This is a genomic window from Stenotrophomonas sp. 115C5, from assembly GCF_056861055.1.
The window spans coordinates 1-18,231 of record NZ_JBSPUQ010000001.1; the positions used below are offsets into that span (position 1 = coordinate 1).

An 18,231-nucleotide genomic window follows, 5' to 3' on the forward strand; every position below is an offset into this window, starting at 1 on the left:
GGTGTCGGAGTGCGGGGACGCCGTAAACCCGTCCATGGGGGCTTGGCAGCCGCATCCATGCGGCTGACACCCCGCACTCCGACACCGCCCCACCTCTGACAGATTCTCGCGATCTGATGGATCCATGCCATGCGTGGATGAATCTCCATCGAGTTCGACTATTTCGACAATTGATCGAAGAGCATCCACGCATGGCGTGGATCTAACGTGTCGACCAAGGTCGACACCCACCAAGAGCTGGCCATCCCATTCCGGCAGATCGCGGAAAACTGTCGAAGGCGGGGTGGGTCCGGTTGCGGGAGTGTCCGCGGCATGGATGCCGCGGCCAAGCCCCCATGGACGGGTTTACGGCGTCTCCCGCAACCGGACCCACCCCGCCATCCCTCAGCAAACCAGCTTCTGCTGTTGCTGTTGCTGTTGCCCTGGATCGTAGCGGGTGCAGGGCGCAGCCCTGCCGTACCCCTAACCCCGTGCCATTGACTGCCACCACTGCGACAGCAGCTCCGGCCTGCGCAGACGCTCGCGCCACCAGCGCAGTGCCGCGCCATCTTCACCGGTGCGCCAGGCCAGCCAGAAGGTTTCTTCCGGCTTGTGCTCCTCCACCTCACGGATCACCAGCTGGCCGCGCGCGACCGCGGCGCGCGCGCACGGCTCGGGCAGGAAGCCGAAACCCACGCCTTCGCACTGCAGTTTCAGCTTGCTGGCCATGTCCGGCACCGTCAGCATCTCCTGCCCCATCAGCAGGCCGACCGTGCGCGGCAGCAGCCGTCGCGCCGAATCGGAAACCGCGATCGCACAGTGCTCGACCAGCTGCTCGCGACCCAGCACGCCAGGCACGTTGGCCAACGGATGTTCGGGCGCGACCGCGAATACGAACTCCACCGTGCCCAGCGGCTCGACCACGTAGCCACCGCCGCTGGGGCCCTCGCCCGGCGCGCCGACCAGCAGGTCGGCACGGCGGTCCAGCAGGGCCTCCCAGGTGCCGGACAGGGCCTCGCCGATCAATCGCAGCCGGGTCGGTGCCTCGGCCTCACGAAACGCGGCGATGTCCGGGCCGAGCAGCCAGGTCGGGAACACCGAGTCCACCGCCAGGGTCAGTTCGGTCTCCCAGCCCGACGCCACCCTGCGTACCCGCAGTTCCAGCTCGCGGGCGGCGCGCAGCAGGTGCCGCCCCTCGTCCAGCAGCGCGCGGCCGGCGTCGGTCGGCTCGGCGCGCGGGCCAACCCGGTCGAACAGCTGCACGCCCAGGTCCTCCTCCAGCTTGGCCACGGTGTAGGAGATGGTCGAGGGCACCTTGTGCAGGGCCTTGCCGGCGCCGGCAAAGGAGCCGCGGCGGTCGATGGCATCCAGGATCTGCAGGGCATCGAGGCTGAGCTTGAGCATTCGAATTTTTCGATGATGGCTGTCAAAACTATCCGTTTTTCAAACCCCGGGCGCAAGCGGATACTTCTCTTCAACGGGGAAACACAGCGGCTACCGGCCCACCCCGCCCTATCGAAACCATCGAACAAGGAGATTCCATCATGCTGCAGATCCGCAAGAGCGCTACCCGTGGCCTGGCCGAGCATGGCTGGCTGTCCTCGCGCCATACCTTCTCCTTCGCCAACTACTACGACCCTCGCTACGTCAGCTTCGGCCCGCTGCGGGTGATCAACGAAGACAAGGTGATCGGCGGCCAGGGCTTCGGCACCCACAGCCACAGCAACATGGAAATCATTTCCTACGTGCTGGGTGGCGCGCTGGAGCACAAGGACTCGATGGGCACCGGTTCGGTGCTGCGCTACGGCGACGTGCAGCGCATGAGCGCCGGCAGCGGCGTCAGCCACAGCGAGTTCAACCACTCGGCCGACGAGACCGTGCATTTCCTGCAGATCTGGATCTTCCCGGATACCGAGAACATCACGCCGTCCTACGAGGAGACCCACTTCGCACCGGAGACCAAGCGCGGCCAGCTGCGCCTGATCGCCTCGCCGGACGGTGCAGACGGTTCGCTGCGCATCCACCAGGATGCCCGCATCTTCGCCACCATCCTCGATGGCGGCCAGAAGCTGCACCATGCGCTTGGCAACGGTCGTGGCGCCTATGTGCAGGTGGCGCGTGGCCAGCTGCAGGTCAACGGCATCACCCTGGAAGCCGGCGATGCACTGCAGGTCAGCGACGAAGCCCAGCTGACGCTGGAAAACGGCAACGACGCTGAAGTGCTGGTGTTCGACCTGCCGCTGTAACCACAACGCCCGCGATGCCGAAAAGCATCGCGGGCGTATGTGTAGAGCCGAGCCCATGCTCGGCTGCGGTTTGACAGCCAGCCGAGCGTGGGCTCGGCTCTACAAAACCCGCGTCAGAACCTGTAGTTCAAGGTCAGCCGCACATTGCGCGGCTCGCCCCAGGTGTAGGTGCTGTACCAGTTGAAGATCGTGTAGTACCGCTTGTCGAGCAGGTTGTTGACGTTGACCGTGGCCGACAGGCGATCGTTGAACTGGTAGCGCGCCATCGCATCGAGCAACCAGTAAGGCTGCGTGCGATGCACCACCTTGGCCTGGGTGGCGGGATTGGTGATCTCGCCGAAGGTCGAATCCTGCCAGCGTGCGCCACCACCCAGCGTGAGCCCCTGCCAAGCACCGCGCAGGCGATAGCTGGTGTGCAGGCTGAACTGGTTCTCCGGTTCCAGCGTGGTCACCTTGGTCCCCGCCTGGCGGGCGATCTTGTGGGAGAACCCACCCTGCACCTGCCAGCCCTCGGCCAGCTGGCCCGACATTTCAAGCTCATAGCCCTTGGTACGCACGCCCATCAACGCGCGGTAGGCATCCTGGCCATCCGGCGTCTTACCGCCGGTGGGCTGGGCGAAGTTGTCCTGATCAAGCTGGAAAAGCGCCGCGCTGGCATTGAGGCGTCCATCGAAGAACTCGGCCTTCAGCCCCATCTCGTAGCTGCGGCCTTCCAGCGGATCCAGCGCTTTGCCCTGCTCGTCGCGCTCGCTGTGCGGCTTGAAGATGGTGCTGTAGCTGGCATACACCGAATAGTGCTCGCCGAGGTCGTAGACCACGCCGGCATACGGCACATAGACGCCGGTCTCGCGCGTGTCCGGCGAACGGTAGCTGGCCAGACGGCTGCCGACGATCAGCTTCAACGGATCGGCCACGTCGAAGCGGCCGACCACGTACAGGCCGTTCTCGCGGGTCATTTCATTGTTGTCGTAGCTGCGCTGCCATTGCGGCTCAGCAATGTCGCCATTCCAGCTGCGGTAGTCCGGCACCGTATCCGGGAACCCCGCCTGCGGGCCGTAGCCGGTATTGGTCCAGCGCTTGCGCGAGGCACTGCCGCCAACCACCAGCTCATGCTCACGCCCGAACAGGCCGAAATGCCCGCTCACATAGAAGTCGGCGGCGTTGCTGACGGTCTTGCCAACGTACTTGCCGAGCCAGAGGCTGACACCCTCGCCGGTCAACGGATCGGGATTGCCAGCGGCGGCACCGGCCAGTGCGGCGTCATAGCCGTTGACCTGGTGGTTGAGCTGCAGCTTGGCAATCCAATCGTTGGCGAACGTGTGCTCCAACGTGGCGAAACCGGTACGCACGTACTGGCGCCAGCCGGCCCATTGCGCACCATTGTTGAACGAGCGCGGCATGCGGTTGAAGTTGCCGGCGCTGTCCAGCAGCGGAATGCCGCCCCACGTCGAGCCCTTCGGGTCGCTGTCCATCACGTCGCCACCGACCGACAGCAGCGTGCGTTCGCCCAGATCGGCTTCCAGCACGGCATAGCCCACCTTGCTGGTGCGCTGGTAGTTGTCCAGGCTGGAGCGCTTGTCTTCCCAGGCGCCCACGGCACGGCCACGCACGCGGCCATCGGCAGTCAGCGGACCGCCCACATCAAGCTCGGCGCGGTAGTCATCCCAGCGGCCGACACCCAGTGAGGCACTGCCGGCGAAGTCCTTGCCCGGCTTCTTGCGCACCAGGTTGATGGTCGCGCCCGGATCACCCATGCCGGTCAACAGGCCGGTCGCGCCCTTGAGCACTTCGATGCGGTCATAGATCGCGGTATCACTGAGCGTGTTGCCCGCCGAGTAGGCCGAGTCACGCGACATCGGGATACCGTCGTACTGGAAGTTCTGCACGGCGAAGCCACGCGCGTAGTACTCGGTGCGTTCGCTGTCGTAGGTGACGATGCTGATACCCGGGGTCACCCGCATGACGTCGTCGATCCCGTGCAGGCCGAAATCACCCATCTGTGCGCGGGTGATCACGCTGATGGTCTGCGGGGTCTGCCGTGGCGTCAGCACCAGGCGGGTGGCGGTAGCGATGGTGCCGGGCGTGTAGGCGCCGCTGCCCTCGGTGATGGTGCCGAGCAGGTTGGCCGTGACCTGCACGGTCTGCAGGGTCTGCGAGGCGGGTGCCGGTTTGGCCTTGTCCTCGTCCTGGGTGGACTGGGCAGCAGCGGTGCCGCTGCTCAGTGCAAGCAGCAGCAGGCCTTGAGCCAGTGCATGCGGCAGCGGCAGGCGACGCGGAAACAAGCGCGGAAAACGGACAGGCACAGACAGCACGGCGGGACCTCCACGATAGGGTGGGATCCTCTGGCGGCGGCTGGAGGGAAGAGAGGGGAGCGGCCGGATGACCGCAGGCGCAGGAGTGTACTCCCCTGCGCCCCGGCTGTCGTGCGGTGTGCTGGCGCGGGATCAGCCGCCGATGGCGGCGCAGGCCTCCAGGATCAGCGCGGTCACTTCCTTCGGCTGCGAGGCCAGTGAAGCATGGCTGGCATCGAGCTCCAGCAGGCGCTTGGGCTGCATCCTTGCGGCCATGGCCTTCTGGTTTTCCGGCGCGATCATGCGGTCGTGGCGGGACAGCTGGTACCAGCTCGGCCGGTGCTTCCACGCGGGTTCGCTGACCGTATCGCCGAAAGTGCTGGCCAGCGGCGCCTTCTGGGTAACGGCCATCACCCGGCCTTCGTCTTCGCTCAGATCCTGGCAGAAGCTCTCATGGAACTTGTCCGCACGCAGCCACAGGTAGCCATCACTGTCCGGTGCCAGGTTCGGTGCCGCCTCCGGCAGGTGCTGCTGGGTGATGCCACCCGGGCTCTCGCCGGCATCAGGCGCGAAAGCGGCGATGTAGACCAGGCCCTTCACGTTGGGCTCGTTTCCGGCCTGGCTGATCACGGCGCCGCCATAGGAGTGGCCGACCAGCAACACCGGACCGTCGATCTGCCGGATCATTTTCTGGGTGCGTCCTGCGTCGTCGGCCAGCGAGGTCAGCGGCAGTTCCACCGCCTGCACACGGTCGTGGCCGTTGCGGTGCAGTTCCAGGATCACCTTGGCCCAGTGTGCGGCCCCGCCCCAGAATCCATGGACGAGGAGGATGGTCGGTGTCGTGCTCATGTACGGATCTCCGGCAGCGGCCGGCGGGGTGCCGACCGTGCAGCCACTGTCCGTGGGCGACGTTAATCGCTGGTGACGCGATCGGGTCACTGCAATCGTATGCGTCGCCCGATGTCACGCATGGCACTTGCCGATCCGGCCTGAAAACGTTTTCATGAAAGTCCCCTGGAGCTTCGCATCGCGCATGACGCCTTCATCCCCACGTGCCCAGCAGCACGCCACCCGTGCCGCCTTCTTCATTCCCGGATTCGCCACCGCCGCGTGGGCGCCGATGGTGCCCTACGCCAAGGCCAAGGCCGGGCTGTCCGACGCCAGCCTTGGCGCCGTGCTGCTGTGCCTCGGGCTCGGCTCGCTGCTGGCGATGCCGTTGGCGGGCGCGCTGACCGGGCGGCTGGGTTGCCGACGGGTGATGGTGATCACCTGCGCGATGATGCTGTGCGCCCTGCCCTTGCTGGTGCTGGCGCCCTCGCCGGTGGCACTGGGTGCCGCGCTGTTCGTGTTCGGCGCCGGCGTCGGTGCGCTGGATTGTGCGATGAACATGCAGGCGGTGGCGGTCGAGCGCGACGCCGGGCGCGCGATGATGTCCGGCTTCCACGCCTTCTACAGCATCGGTGGCTTCGTCGGCGCCGGCTGCATGACCGGCCTGCTGATCCTGGGTACACCGCTGTGGCTGGCCGCGCTGGTGTCGGTGGCGGCACTGCTACTGGTCGCGGTGCTGTCGGCGCCGCACTGGCGACCGCAACGGATCCTGCACGAAGGCCCACTGCTGGCGCTGCCGCACGGCGTGGTGCTGTTCATCGGCGTGCTGGCCTTCGTGGTTTTCCTCGCCGAGGGCTCGATGCTGGACTGGAGCGCGGTGTTCCTGGCCGAAGTGCGGCAGGTGCCGCGTGACCAGGCCGGCGCCGGCTTCGCGCTGTTCACGCTGGCGATGACCGCGATGCGCCTGTTCGGCGACGGCATCGTCGAGCGCCTCGGCCGCACCCGCACCCTGGTCTTCGGCGGCATCACCGCCGCAGCCGGGTTCACGTTGGCCACGCTGGTACCGTCGTTCCCGGTGGCGTTGGCGGGCTATGTGCTGGTCGGGCTGGGCTGCGCCAATATCGTGCCGGCACTGTTCTCGATGGCCGGCCAGCAACGGGTGATGCCGGAGAGCATCGCCATCACTGCGGTGACCACGCTGGGTTACGCCGGCATCCTCGCCGGCCCGGCAGCGATCGGTGCACTGGCACACGGCACCAGCCTCGGATTCGCCTTCCTTTGCGTGGCCGCGCTGCTGCTGGGCGTAGCCGCATCCGCGCGAGCACTGGCACGACGGGTGGCCTGACAGAAAAAGGGGACGGAGGGGATTAAGTCGTTTCCAACCTGGGTGTGCAGGAAACGACTTAATCCCCTCCGTCCCCTTTTCTCAGCTGCGCGTCAGCCACTCGGCCTGGGCCGGCAGTTGCGGTGCCGGGCAGGCGCTCTGCGGATGGTGCTCGTCGCGCGCCATCCAGTCGTCGACCACTCCGGCCAGCAGATCCAGCCGCAGCGGCAGGGTGATGTGGTCCTCGCCGCGCATCTCGATGTAGTGCGCGCGCGGATTGGCCTGGGCCAGTTCACGGCCCTGGCTGACCGGTATGTGCTGGTCGCCCTGCCCGTGCAGCAGCAGCACGCAGGCGCGGGTATCGGCCAGCGCGCGCGCTACATCCACGCGGTCCAGATCGACGTCGATGCGGCGGCTCGCGGCGGCGATCACCTGGTTGATGTCCTGGCCGCCATAGCGCCAACGTGCGTACGACGCCACCGCCTGCGCCTTCAGGCCTTCCGGCTGCAGCCCCATCAGGTGCGGGATCATCGTGCGGATCGCCACACCCGCATTGGCGAACGATTCCATCGCCACCACGCCCTCCACCTGGTCGCCGAGCTTTTCAGCGGTGAACACCGCTGTGGCGGCGCCATAGGACACGCCAAACAGGTACAGCGGGCCGGTCACTTCACCACGTGCACGCAGCTCGCTGATCACATCGACCACGTCATCCGATTCATAGGTGCCATAGCCCGACGGCCCAGTGCCGGACTGTCCATGGTTGCGCAGGTCGAGCGTGACCACGCGGTAGCCGGATTCGGCCAGCTGCAACGACCACGGCAGCATCGAATCACCATTCATCATCCAGCCGTGCAGCAGCACCACGGTGCCGCGCGGTGCCTGCGCGCGGAACGGTTGCGGTACTGCCAGGCTCAGGCCGGTATCCAGCGGCAGGCCGTTCTCGTGGCGCTGCGGCAGGTAGTGGTAACGCGCGCCGTAATCACCGGGATCGAACACACGCCAGAAGATCGGCACGCCATCGCGGCCCGGCGCGAAGCCGTGGCGATTGGGCAGTTCGGCAATGGCCGCGGCAATGCGCGGACGATCGAGCAGGGTCGATACGCCACCCGGCGCGATCAGCCGATCGGCGAGCGAGGTGGACGAGGCATTGATCGAGGATGAGCATGCAGCCAGCCACAGGCCGGCGCACGCCAGCAACAACAGCAGCAGGCGCTTCATGGGCAATCGGGGAAAAGGTGCGACAGCGTGGCAGGTTAGCGACGCGTGCGTGGGCCATCTATCGCGCGTGGATGACGGCTTGATGACAACGCAGGAACGATTCAGCTTGGTGTAAAAGCTGTATCCGTTCAGTCATTGATCCGGATCAATGAACGCGCGCGCGGGATTGCCCACAGTGCCGCCATGCGCACCTCGTTCAAGCTCGCCATTGCCCTGGCCGCCACGCTGGCCGCCGCCTACGGCATCGCCCGCACCACGCCCTACTGGTTCGCACCGCGACAGACGGCGCAGGTCGACATCCACGATCCGACGCTGATCACGCAGGGACAGTACCTGTCGCGCGCGGCCGACTGCGCGGCCTGCCACACCGCGCCCGGCGGCAAGCCGTTCGCCGGTGGCCTCGGCATGCAGACGCCAATGGGCACGATCTACTCGACCAACATCACGCCCGATCCGGACACCGGCATTGGCGCCTACGACTACGCCGACTTCGAGCGCGCGGTACGTCGCGGCATCCGTCACGATGGGCAGCCGTTGTATCCGGCAATGCCGTACGCCTCGTACGTGATCGCCAGCGACGCCGAAATCAAGGCGCTGTACGCCTACTTCATGGGCTCGGTGCAACCGGTGAAGCAGAACAACGCCGACAGCACGATCCCGTGGCCGGCCAACATGCGCTGGCCACTGGCCTGGTGGCAGCTGCTGTTCACACGCCCGCGCACGTTCAACCCGGATCCGTCGCTGGATGCCAGCCAGCAGCGCGGCGCCGAACTGGTGGAAGGCCTGGCCCACTGCGGCGCCTGCCACACGCCACGCGGGTTGGCGTTCCAGGAAAAGGCGATGGCCGATGATGGCAGCCGCCAGTTCCTGTCCGGCTCGGTGCTGGAAGGCTGGTATGCGAAGAACCTGCGCAATGAATCGACCGGTCTGGCCAGCTGGAGCGAGGGCGAGATCGTCGACTTCCTGCGCACCGGTCGCACCGATCGATCGGCGGCCTTCGGTGGCATGGCCGACGTGGTCGAGCACAGCACGCAGTACCTGTCCGACGCCGACCTGCTGGCCATGGCCCGCTACCTGAAGCAGCTGCCAGCGCGTGAGGGCCGTAGTGCGCAGTGGTCCCCCGGTACCGACACCACCACCGCCGCACTGCGCAGCGGCGACTACCGTGTCGCCGGTTCGCTGGCCTATGCCGAGCACTGCCAGGCCTGCCACCGTGCCGACGGGCGCGGCATGCCCCGCGTCTATCCGGCCCTGGCCGGCAACTCGATCGTGTTCGCCGATGACCCCAGCTCGCTGGTGCAGGTGACCCTGATCGGCGGCCGCACGCCGCATACCCCGCATGACCGCATGGCCTTCACCATGCCGGGCTTCGAGCAGCTGCCGAACGCGCAGCTGGCACAGATCCTGACCTTCATCCGCAGCAGCTGGGGCAACCAGGCCAGCGCGGTGAGCGAGGTCGACGTGGCGCGCATGCGCCGGGTGGTGCGCGACAAGCCGGTGCACTACGTTCCGCAGGAGGCCGCACAATGAAGCGTTCGCGCACGCGTTCCCGCCTGCTGATCGGCAGTGCGATCAGCCTCGTGGTGCTGGCCGGCGCCGGTGCCCTCGCCTACCGTCATCTGTATCCGGACCTGGATGCCGCTGTGGCCAGCACGATCGATATCCTCGATGCGCAGGGCAAGGTGGTCGGCCACTACCACGCACCCAGCGCCGAAGAGATCGCCGGGCTCGGCAATGCCGAATCGGTGATGCTCGGCCGCCGCATCCTCAACGAGACCGCACGGCTGCTGCCGGACAATGTCGGCAACGATCTGAACTGCAACTCGTGCCACATGGCCGAAGGCAAGCGGCCGTTCGGCAATCACTACTTCAATACCGGCGGCGGCGCCTATCCGCGCTACATGCCGCGCCCGGGCAAGATGATCGGGCTGACCGAGCGCATCAACGGCTGCCTGCAGCGTTCAATGAACGGCAAACCGCTGCCGAAGGACTCGCCGCAGATGCGCGCGATGCTCGATTACATGGCGTGGTTGAGCAGTCCTGTGCCAGAGGGTGCAAAGGTGGCCGCCCCCAGTGAGGGGCCCATCGACAGCACGCTGACCCCGGACCCGATCCGTGGCCAGGCACTGTACGCCGTGCAGTGTGCCGCGTGCCATGGCGACAACGGCGAAGGACGGCGCGACGCCAGCGGTGACATCGCCTTCCCGCCGCTGTGGGGTGACCACAGCTTCAACATCGGCGCCGGCATGGCACGCCTCTACAAGGCCGCCGGTTTCGTCAAGCACAACATGCCGCCGGCGGTGACCCGCGAGCCACCACTGGGCCAGCAGGCGATGCCCGACCAGGATGCGGTGGACATCGCCAGCTACTTCATCAACCAGCCCCGGCCGGACTTCGCCAACAAGGCCAAGGACTGGCCGCGCGACCCGAAACCCAAGGACGCCCGGTACTGAGCACCCCGTCGGTCAGCGCTTGACCAGCTCGACCCGGCGATTGCGCGACTTGCCTTCCTCGCTGCCATTGTCGGCCACCGGCCTGTCGGCGCCGAAGCCGGCCGCCTGCAGGCGGTCGGCGGCGATGCCCTTTGCGGTGAGCGCGGCCACCACCGAGGCCGCGCGATCCTCCGACAGGCTACGGTTGCGTGCCGCGGCACCGCTGTTGTCGGTGTGACCTTCGATCGACAGTTTCAGCGAGGGATCGGCACGCAGCAGGTCCAGCACCTGCGCCAGCTGTGGTTCGGACGTTGGCAGGATCTGCGCCTTGTCGGTGGCAAAGTTGACCTGGATCGCCACGCGGCCGTCGCTGTCCAGCTTCTTCTTCAACGCATCGGCCGGCAGCAGCGCCGCGGTCTGGGTGAAGCCCTTGCGCTCGGCCACCACCCAGCCTGCGCTGAGGTATTCCAGGCGCGCGTGCACCCACACCTGGCGACCATCAGCCAGATCGACACGGTAGACCACGGTGTCGTAGTTGTCCCAGCTGTAGCTGGCCGCATTGCCGTAGGACGACCGCACCTGCTTCGGCACGCCCTCGGCCGCTTCGTGCGGGATGCGCCCCTCGAACACCTTGGTGCCGTTGACCTGGGCCATCATCGCCTGCAGGTTGCGACGTACTTCATGCATCGAGTACTCGCGCTCGCCCTTGTCGAAATCGGCAGCGAAGGTGCGGCCCTCAACCTGTTCGAACTGATCGCCGGTCCAGAACGGGAAGGCATCGAAATCACGCTGCTCGGGCTTGTTCCGGTCACGATAACCGGCCGGCGGGGACAGGTGCGGGAAGCTGTCCGACCACTGCACGGTGGCCTTGAACGGCACTTCATCCACGACCACCAGTCCAGCGCCATTGCTGTCCACTGCCAGCTGCACCCACACGGTGCGATTGGCCTGGCGCAGCACGTACACCGTAGTGGGAGCTTCCTGCTCACCGTTCACCGCATCGATGAAACCACCTCCGATCTCGCCTTCCAGCTGCGGGCCGTAGTAGATGTCGCGCAGCAGCGCGCCTTCGAAAACCTTGCGGCCGCCGGCGGCGGTGATCACACCGTCGAAGTTGCGCTGCACTTCCAGTGCGGAAAACGTTTTGTCCGGTGCGCCATCGCCGTCGGTCACGATACGTGCCGACCAGCTCGGGCCTTCCACCCAATGCACGCCGTTGCCCATCCGGAACGGGAAGCGCGCCCAGGCGCGTGGGTGGGCGTTCTGCGACGCATAGCCCTGCGGCAAGCTGAAGAACGGCAGTTTGCCCAGCGGGGCGTCGCTCAGCGGCACGCTGGCTGGGTCGAAGGACACCAGCGGCACAGCCTTGCCCTCACGGTCGGTGAGTGCGGCGCCATCGGCGGCGGCTGTTGAACCGACTGGGGCGGCGGCCGCTGCTGCGGTCTCATCCGCCGTGGCTGGCGCAGGCGGTGCCACTCCTCCATCCGAGGGCGTCCGGTTGCATCCTGCCAGCAGTACCAGGGCTGCACCGCCCAGCCAGATCTTCGATCGCTTCTGCATCGCCACCACCTCAGGTCCATTGAAGCGCCGAGCATACCCGAACGCCGTGACCGCCCCCACAGTGCCATCGTTCCTGCGCTGCCACGTCATGCCGATGTCATTGCCGCTGCCGACACTCCGGGGTTTCCTCCCTCTGAAGGTCCGGTTTCGATGCGAACGATTGCGCGTTTTCCCCGTGTCTCGCTGCTGGCTCTGCTGATCGCCCCCGCCCTGGACGCCCTCGCAGAAGCACCGCAGGGCGATACGGGCCAAGCGCGCAGCAGCGATGCGCGTACCCTCGACCAGGTGCAGGTAATCGGCCAGGCCACCAGCTACGCCAAGACCTCGGTGCGCGCGGAAACGCTGAACCGGCAGACCGTGATGAGCAGCGTCAACGACGCGCTCAACGAAGTACCCGGCGTGGTGGTCAGTGAAGCCGATGCCACGGGTTCTTCGGTATGGGGCACGCAGATCAGCATGCGCGGCTTCGTCACCAATCGCGATACGCAGCAGATCGGCACCACCATCGACGGCCTGCCCAACGGCGGCTCCGGCTACGGTGGCGGTTCGCTGGCCAACCGCTACATCGACACCCTCGACCTGGAGACGGTGGAGGTCAGCCAGGGCACCGCTGATATCTCCTCGCGCTCGAACGAGGCGCTGGGCGGCACGCTCAACTTCCTCACCAGCGACCCGCTGCAGGACAGCCGCCTGCGCTTCGTAGTCGGCGCCGGTGACAACGAGGCACGCAAGTACTACGTGCGCTACGACACCGGCCAGCTCGGCGGCCACACCCGCGCCTGGGTCAGTGCCTCCTCGTCGAAGGTGCACGACTGGATCGATGGCACCGGCCACGCCAGCAACGACCACATCGCCGGCAAGTTCATCACCGAACTGGATCGCTGGACGCTGACCGGCTACCTGTCCTACAACGATGCCGACGAGCCCGAATACACCAGTGTTTCGCCGAAGGGCTTCGCAACCAACCCGGAGCGCGACAACCTGGTCGGCACCCTCACCGGCATTCCCTACCTGGACCAGAACTACCGCTCCGGTTCACGTGCCCTGCGTGAGAACACCTTCGGCTACCTGCGTGCGGCCTTTGACGGCGGCAGTGGTTTCAAAGCCTCGGTGGCCGCCTATGGCCACCGCATGCAGGGCCGCGGCGACTGGCTGCCGCCGTACCTGGCGCAGGTCAACGACGATGGCGCGGGCCGCCCCGAGTCGGAGTACATCGGTGGAAAAACCGTGTACGGCGGCAGCAACCGTGGCCAGATCTTCTTCGTCAATCCCGATGGCAGCGCCGCACAGCGCCTGGCCAGCTGCACGCCGCGGCTGGGCTTCACCGCCGAGTACGATCCGAACTGCTACGCCGGCAATGTGCTGGGCGCGCAGTCGTATCGCCATACCCACTACGACAACGACCGCATGGGCGTGACCGCCGACGTCGAGTGGCGACAGACCTTCGGCGCGGTCGACAACACCATCCGTGGCGGCCTGTGGGTGGAGAAGCTGGACCGTTCGGCGCGCCGCGACTGGCATCGCCTGCTCGCTGTCGGCCAGAGCATCGACTTCGACCACCAGCCGTACTGGGTGCAGTTCGAGGACAAGTACAAGGTTGACGAGCAGATGTACTATGTCGAGGACGTGGCCCGCTTCGGTCCGTTCAGCGCGCGCCTGGGCGTGAAGCAGTTCTTCGTCGACCAGTCGCGCCGCCGCGTGATCGGTGCCAGCGAGCACGTGACCTCCGATTCCAGGTCCGATCCGCTGCTGTCCACCGGCTTCACCTGGGCGCCAGGCGTGGAAGGCATGGAGTTGTTCGCCGGCTTCTCGCAGAACTTCGCCGCCATCCCGTCCGGTGTGCTCGGTGAGACCGACCCGCAGCGCTTCCGCAACGTCGAACCGGAAACCGCCGACAACATCGAAGTGGGCATGCGCATCAGCCGCTGGCCGCTGACCGCCTCGGTCACGCTGTACAACATCAAGTTCGACAACCGCATCGTCTATCTGCCGGCAGGTTTCGTCAGTGGCATCGACTACCTGGGCGAGACCGATGGTGTCTACGAGAACTTCGGCGGCGTGGAAAGCAACGGCCTGGAAGCCGCGTTCGGCTATGGTTGGGACAACGGCTGGCGGCTCAACGCCGCCTACACCTACAACCGCTCCAAGTACCTGGGCAGTGGCGATGCCGCACGCGATACCCAGCTGGGCATCGTCGACGGAGCCAAGGTGATCGGCCAGCCGGAAAACACCCTGGTGCTGTCGGCCGACTGGCAGGGCGCGAACTGGAACTTCGGCCTGTCCGGCCGTTACCTGGGCACGCGCTACCTCGATGCCGCCAACGTCAACAAGCTGCCCTCCGCCACCGTGTTCAACGCCAACATCGGCTTCGACCTGCAGGGGCTGTCGCCACGCCTGAAGGGCATGGGCGCCAACCTGGTGGTGAGCAACCTCACCGACAAGCGGTATCTTGCAGGGGTGGACGGCCGCGACAATGCCTTCATCGGCGCCCCGCGCACCGTCGGCATCTCCTTCCGCGTGGACCTGTGAGTGAGCCCGTGACTGATATCGGCCGACGCCGGTTGTTGCAGGCCGGCGTTGCCGCCGGCCTTTCCCCGCTGCTGCCCAGCATTGCCCGGGCAGCAGCGATCGCCCCCGCCGCGCAGACGCGCAGCCTGGAAGACCTGCAGCACATCGTGGTGTTCATGCAGGAGAACCGTTCGTTCGACCACTACTTCGGCACGCTGCCGGGGGTACGTGGTTTCGGCGACCGCTTCGTGGCCCCTGCGCCGGCGCTGCAGGCCAGCGGCCGCACCCGCAGCCTGTGGCTGCAACCCGATGCCAGCGGCCAGCGCGCGATCGCACCGTTCCCGCTGGATACCGCCGCGCACTTCGGCTACATGCGGGTGGAGGGCACACCGCACACCTGGCCGGACGCACAGCGTGCCTGGGACCACGGGCGCATGGGGCAATGGCCGAAGGCCAAGCAGAACCACTCGATGGGCTACTTCCAGCGCAGCGACCTGCCGTTCCAGTTCGCCCTGGCCGACGCCTTCACGATCTGCGACGCCTACCACTGCGCGATGCAGGCCGGCACCAACCCGAACCGGGTGTTCCTGTGGACCGGCCACAATGATGCACACGCGCGTGCTGGTGGCCCGGTGATCGCCAACTCGCACGACAATTTCCCCGAACAGGGCGGGCACCCGGCGTCGTACCGCTGGACCAGCCATGTCGAGCGCCTGCAGAACGCCGGCGTGTCCTGGCAGATCTACCAGGACATGGCCGACAACTTCACCGACAACCCGCTGGCCGGTTTCGAGGTATTCCGCCAGGCCCATCGCGCCGCGCCGGGGCATGACCCGCAGTTGCGCGCACGCGGTGTCAGCACCCGTGGCCTGGCGCAGCTGCGCCAGGACGTGATCGGTGGGCGCCTGCCGCAGGTCAGCTTCATCATCGCCGACGCGGCCGGCAGCGAGCATCCCGGCCCCTCCAGCCCCGCCCAGGGCGCGGCCTATACCGCGCGCGTGCTGGACGCGCTGACCGCCGATCCAGAGGTGTGGAGCCGCACCGCGCTGTTGCTGATGTTCGACGAGAACGACGGCTTCTTCGACCACATGCCGCCACCGGCACCGCCTTCACCGCTGGGCACCGGCTGGGCAGGTGCGTCTTCGGTCAGTACCGAGGGCGAGTACCACCGCCATCCGGCACCGGGCGACGAGAAGTACGACCTCGCCGAACTGCGTGGCCGCCCATATGGGCTGGGTCCGCGCGTGCCGCTGTATGTGATCTCGCCGTGGAGCCGCGGTGGCTGGGTCGATTCGCAGGTGTACGACCACACCTCGGTCATACGGTTGATCGAACGTCGCTTCGGTGTGGCCGCACCGAACATCTCGCCGTGGCGCCGCGCGGTCTGCGGTGACCTGAGCAACGCGTTCGACTTCGCCCAGCGCGATACCCGCCCGTTCGTACGCGGCCTGCCGGACGTGAGCGCGGTGGCCGCGCGTGCCGCCGCCCTGCCGGGACGCACCGTGCCCGCGTTGCCCGAGGGACTGAAGCCGGCGAAACAGGAAAGCGGTGTACGCCCGGCGCGTGCCCTGCCCTACCGGCCGCAGGCATCGATTGCCGCTGTCGACGCCTCGGGTGTGGATCTGGCGCTGTCCTGCGAAGGCGCAGCAGCAGTGCTGCATGTTTACGACCGGCTGCGGCTGGATGCGGTGCCACGCCGCTACACGCTGCTGCCGGGCATGCCGCTGCGCGAGCGCTGGCCGCTGGACACCCAGGGTCGCTATGACCTGTGGCTGCTGGGCCCGAACGGCTTCCACCGCCACTTCCAGGGAGCGGCCACGGGTCCTGCCGTGCAGGCTTCAACCGATCGTGCGGATGGCCAACTGCGGCTCCGCCTGCACAATCTGGGTGACAGCGCGCAGCAGGTGCGTGTGCAGCCTGGCGCCTATGCCGGGCATATGCCCGAGCAGACGCTGGTGCTGCCCGCACATGCAGAGACCGCGTTGGCGTGGGACGCAACGCCCACCGCAGGCTGGTACGACCTCCTCGTCGGTGTGGGCGACAGTGCCCTGCGCCTGGCCGGCCGCGCCGAGGATGGGCGCCCCGGCACCAGTGATCCGGCGATGGGCAGCGAGCCATTGCGCTTCGATCACGATTGAAGGATCTCTGTAGAGCCGAGCCCATGCTCGGCTGCTTTTCCGGTCAGCTATCGAAGAGCAGCCGAGCATGGGCTCGGCTCTACAGGGTAGACCGGTAGATTCAGGCTTCCTGCAGCCCCGGCCGGCCATGCTCCACCGCATAGCGCTTCCAGCTCTGCACCGCGCCATTCGGCTGCATCACGGTATCCAGCGTCTTCATGTCGCCGATCCACGCATCGCGGGTGACATCGCACAGCACGTAGCCACGCTTGTCGGTGGTCGCCTTCAGATAGGGGCTGTGCGCAAGCTGGTTGCTGGCATACGCGTCCACACCCTGGCCATCGGCGCCGGAAGTGATCGACGTGGCGAGGAACTCGCTGGAGATCACGCCCGAGTCACGGTGGTCCTGCACCAGATCGCTGGCATAGTGGCGATGCGCGTCGCCGCAGGCGGTCACCACGTTGCCGAAGCCCACCTTCTGGATGTGGTCAAGCAGGCGCCGACGGCTGTCCAGATAGCCTGACCACTGGTCGTCGGACGACTGCACCACGCCGTCCTTCTCGCGCATGTAGTTGCCCAGTGCCACCTGGTGGGCGATCGTGTGCCAGCGTGGTGCGGCATCGGCCAGGCCGTCGAACAGCCAGCGCTCCTGCTTGACCCCCACAATGCTGCGCTCTGGCGATTCCACCTCCTCACGCAACGCCATGTTCACCTGCTTGCTGCGGTACTGGCGGGTGTCGAGCAGGTGCAGATCCATCAGCGTGCCGTAGCGTGCGCGTCGGTACATCTGCATGTGGCCATCGCGCGGGAATGCCGAGCGGCGCAGTGGCATGTTCTCGTAGTAGGCCTGGAACGCCTGTGCGCGACGCAGCAGGAACACTTCGCTGGGCGTGTCATCCTGGTCTTCGGCACCGGCCCAGTTGTTGTCCACTTCATGGTCGTCAAAAGTGACGAACCACGGTGCCGCCGCATGCGCGGCCTGCAGGTCGGGATCGCTCTTGTACTGGGCGTAGCGGCGACGGTAATCATCCAGCGTATAGATCTGCGGGCCGACGTGGTTGCGCAGGTTGGTGAACGGCTGGCCGTTCATCTTCCGCAGGCCAGGCTGGCTTTCGCCTTCGTAGATGTAATCACCGTAGTGGAAGACGAAATCCAGCGGTTCCTCGGCGATGCGCCGCCACGCGGTGTAGTGGCCTTCTTCGTAGTGCTGGCAACCGGCCACCGCGAAGCGCACGCGATCCACTGCGGCCGTGGCTGCGGGCAGCGTGCGGGTACAACCGACCGCACTGGCGTGGCCGCCTACGGTGAAGCGGTACCAGTAGGGCCGTCCGGGCGCCAATCCGTCCAGCTCCACGTGCACGGCGTGGCCGAGTTCGGGATGCGCCATTGCCGAACCCTGGCGCACCACCTTGCGCATGCCATCGTCTGCTGCCAGTTGCCACTCGACCGCCATCGGCCGGGTCGGCATGCCACCGCCGAACACCAGCGGTTCGGTCGCCAGGCGCGTCCACAGCACCATGCCATCGGCCGAGGGATCACCCGAGGCCACGCCCAGGGTGAAGGGTGTGCTGGCAAAGCGCGGCTTGGCCAGCAGGTTGCGCGGGTTCAGCGCGGTGGCATCGGCCTGCGCGGCCAGCGCGTGTGCCGTGCCCATCCAGGCACCGGCAGCGGACAGGCCGGCCAGGGCCAGGAATCGCCTGCGATTGATCGTCTCCACGGCTGTGC

At 66.8% G+C, this 18,231-nt stretch carries 12 protein-coding genes; 6 read left to right on the forward strand and 6 right to left on the reverse strand.

Annotation, left to right across the window (positions count from 1 at the left end; genetic code table 11):
• Positions 1-462: 462 nt before the first annotated feature.
• Positions 463-1,383 (reverse strand): LysR family transcriptional regulator, encoded by a 921-nt coding sequence (locus AC13FN_RS00005; RefSeq protein WP_217015629.1) that lies wholly within the window; start codon positions 1,381-1,383, stop codon positions 463-465.
• A gap of 140 nt (positions 1,384-1,523) precedes the next feature.
• On the opposite strand from AC13FN_RS00005, the gene AC13FN_RS00010 reads away from it, so the two are divergent.
• Complete coding sequence (locus AC13FN_RS00010; protein WP_049434728.1) at positions 1,524-2,225, forward strand: pirin family protein; 702 nt, start codon at positions 1,524-1,526, stop codon at positions 2,223-2,225.
• 113 nt (positions 2,226-2,338) lie between these two features.
• On the opposite strand, the gene AC13FN_RS00015 is transcribed toward AC13FN_RS00010, so the two are convergent.
• Positions 2,339-4,537, reverse strand: a complete 2,199-nt coding sequence (locus AC13FN_RS00015) for a TonB-dependent siderophore receptor (RefSeq protein ID WP_482984347.1) — start codon at positions 4,535-4,537, stop codon at positions 2,339-2,341.
• 132 nt (positions 4,538-4,669) lie between these two features.
• Positions 4,670-5,365: an alpha/beta hydrolase gene (locus tag AC13FN_RS00020; RefSeq protein WP_049434731.1), complete on the reverse strand. Its 696-nt coding sequence runs from the start codon at positions 5,363-5,365 to the stop codon at positions 4,670-4,672.
• A gap of 184 nt (positions 5,366-5,549) precedes the next feature.
• On the opposite strand from AC13FN_RS00020, the gene AC13FN_RS00025 reads away from it, so the two are divergent.
• A complete protein-coding gene (locus AC13FN_RS00025; protein ID WP_010484275.1) occupies positions 5,550-6,689 on the forward strand; it encodes an MFS transporter in 1,140 nt (379 codons plus the stop codon).
• Between the two features lie 81 nt (positions 6,690-6,770).
• Here AC13FN_RS00025 and AC13FN_RS00030 read toward each other — a convergent pair whose 3' ends face one another.
• Positions 6,771-7,889, reverse strand: a complete 1,119-nt coding sequence (locus AC13FN_RS00030) for an alpha/beta fold hydrolase (protein ID WP_401742691.1) — start codon at positions 7,887-7,889, stop codon at positions 6,771-6,773.
• A gap of 183 nt (positions 7,890-8,072) precedes the next feature.
• Between AC13FN_RS00030 and AC13FN_RS00035 the strand changes: the two genes are divergently transcribed.
• Positions 8,073-9,419 (forward strand): c-type cytochrome, encoded by a 1,347-nt coding sequence (locus AC13FN_RS00035; RefSeq protein WP_401742688.1) that lies wholly within the window; start codon positions 8,073-8,075, stop codon positions 9,417-9,419.
• Positions 9,416-10,342 carry a c-type cytochrome gene (locus tag AC13FN_RS00040; RefSeq protein WP_482984346.1) on the forward strand — a complete coding sequence of 309 codons (927 nt, stop codon included), beginning with the start codon at positions 9,416-9,418 and terminating at the stop codon, positions 10,340-10,342. Before AC13FN_RS00035 ends, AC13FN_RS00040 begins: the two co-directional genes overlap by 4 nt.
• Before the next feature lie 12 nt (positions 10,343-10,354).
• On the opposite strand, the gene AC13FN_RS00045 is transcribed toward AC13FN_RS00040, so the two are convergent.
• Positions 10,355-11,881, reverse strand: coding sequence for an OmpA family protein (locus AC13FN_RS00045; RefSeq protein ID WP_482984345.1), 1,527 nt, complete (start codon positions 11,879-11,881; stop codon positions 10,355-10,357).
• 150 nt (positions 11,882-12,031) lie between these two features.
• Between AC13FN_RS00045 and AC13FN_RS00050 the strand changes: the two genes are divergently transcribed.
• Together AC13FN_RS00050 and AC13FN_RS00055 are read left to right on the forward strand one after the other, a co-directional pair.
• Positions 12,032-14,410 (forward strand): TonB-dependent receptor domain-containing protein, encoded by a 2,379-nt coding sequence (locus AC13FN_RS00050; RefSeq protein WP_478415881.1) that lies wholly within the window; start codon positions 12,032-12,034, stop codon positions 14,408-14,410.
• 8 nt (positions 14,411-14,418) lie between these two features.
• Positions 14,419-16,527, forward strand: a complete 2,109-nt coding sequence (locus AC13FN_RS00055; RefSeq protein ID WP_482984344.1) for a phosphocholine-specific phospholipase C — start codon at positions 14,419-14,421, stop codon at positions 16,525-16,527.
• Positions 16,528-16,627: 100 nt separating this feature from the next.
• Here AC13FN_RS00055 and AC13FN_RS00060 read toward each other — a convergent pair whose 3' ends face one another.
• Positions 16,628-18,223 carry an alkaline phosphatase D family protein gene (locus tag AC13FN_RS00060; RefSeq protein WP_043402421.1) on the reverse strand — a complete coding sequence of 532 codons (1,596 nt, stop codon included), beginning with the start codon at positions 18,221-18,223 and terminating at the stop codon, positions 16,628-16,630.
• Positions 18,224-18,231: the final 8 nt, after the last annotated feature.

Excerpts from the sequence above, each read along its gene's own strand:
- AC13FN_RS00005 (WP_217015629.1), bottom strand. The coding sequence starts at position 1,383 with ATGCTCAAGCTCAGCCTCGATGCCCTGCAGATCCTGGATGCCATCGAC.
- AC13FN_RS00010 (WP_049434728.1), top strand. The coding sequence starts at position 1,524 with ATGCTGCAGATCCGCAAGAGCGCTACCCGTGGCCTGGCCGAGCATGGC.
- AC13FN_RS00020 (WP_049434731.1), bottom strand. The coding sequence starts at position 5,365 with ATGAGCACGACACCGACCATCCTCCTCGTCCATGGATTCTGGGGCGGG.
- AC13FN_RS00025 (WP_010484275.1), top strand. The coding sequence starts at position 5,550 with ATGACGCCTTCATCCCCACGTGCCCAGCAGCACGCCACCCGTGCCGCC.
- AC13FN_RS00030 (WP_401742691.1), bottom strand. The coding sequence starts at position 7,889 with ATGAAGCGCCTGCTGCTGTTGTTGCTGGCGTGCGCCGGCCTGTGGCTG.
- AC13FN_RS00035 (WP_401742688.1), top strand. The coding sequence starts at position 8,073 with ATGCGCACCTCGTTCAAGCTCGCCATTGCCCTGGCCGCCACGCTGGCC.
- AC13FN_RS00040 (WP_482984346.1), top strand. The coding sequence starts at position 9,416 with ATGAAGCGTTCGCGCACGCGTTCCCGCCTGCTGATCGGCAGTGCGATC.
- AC13FN_RS00045 (WP_482984345.1), bottom strand. The coding sequence starts at position 11,881 with ATGCAGAAGCGATCGAAGATCTGGCTGGGCGGTGCAGCCCTGGTACTG.
- AC13FN_RS00050 (WP_478415881.1), top strand. The coding sequence starts at position 12,032 with ATGCGAACGATTGCGCGTTTTCCCCGTGTCTCGCTGCTGGCTCTGCTG.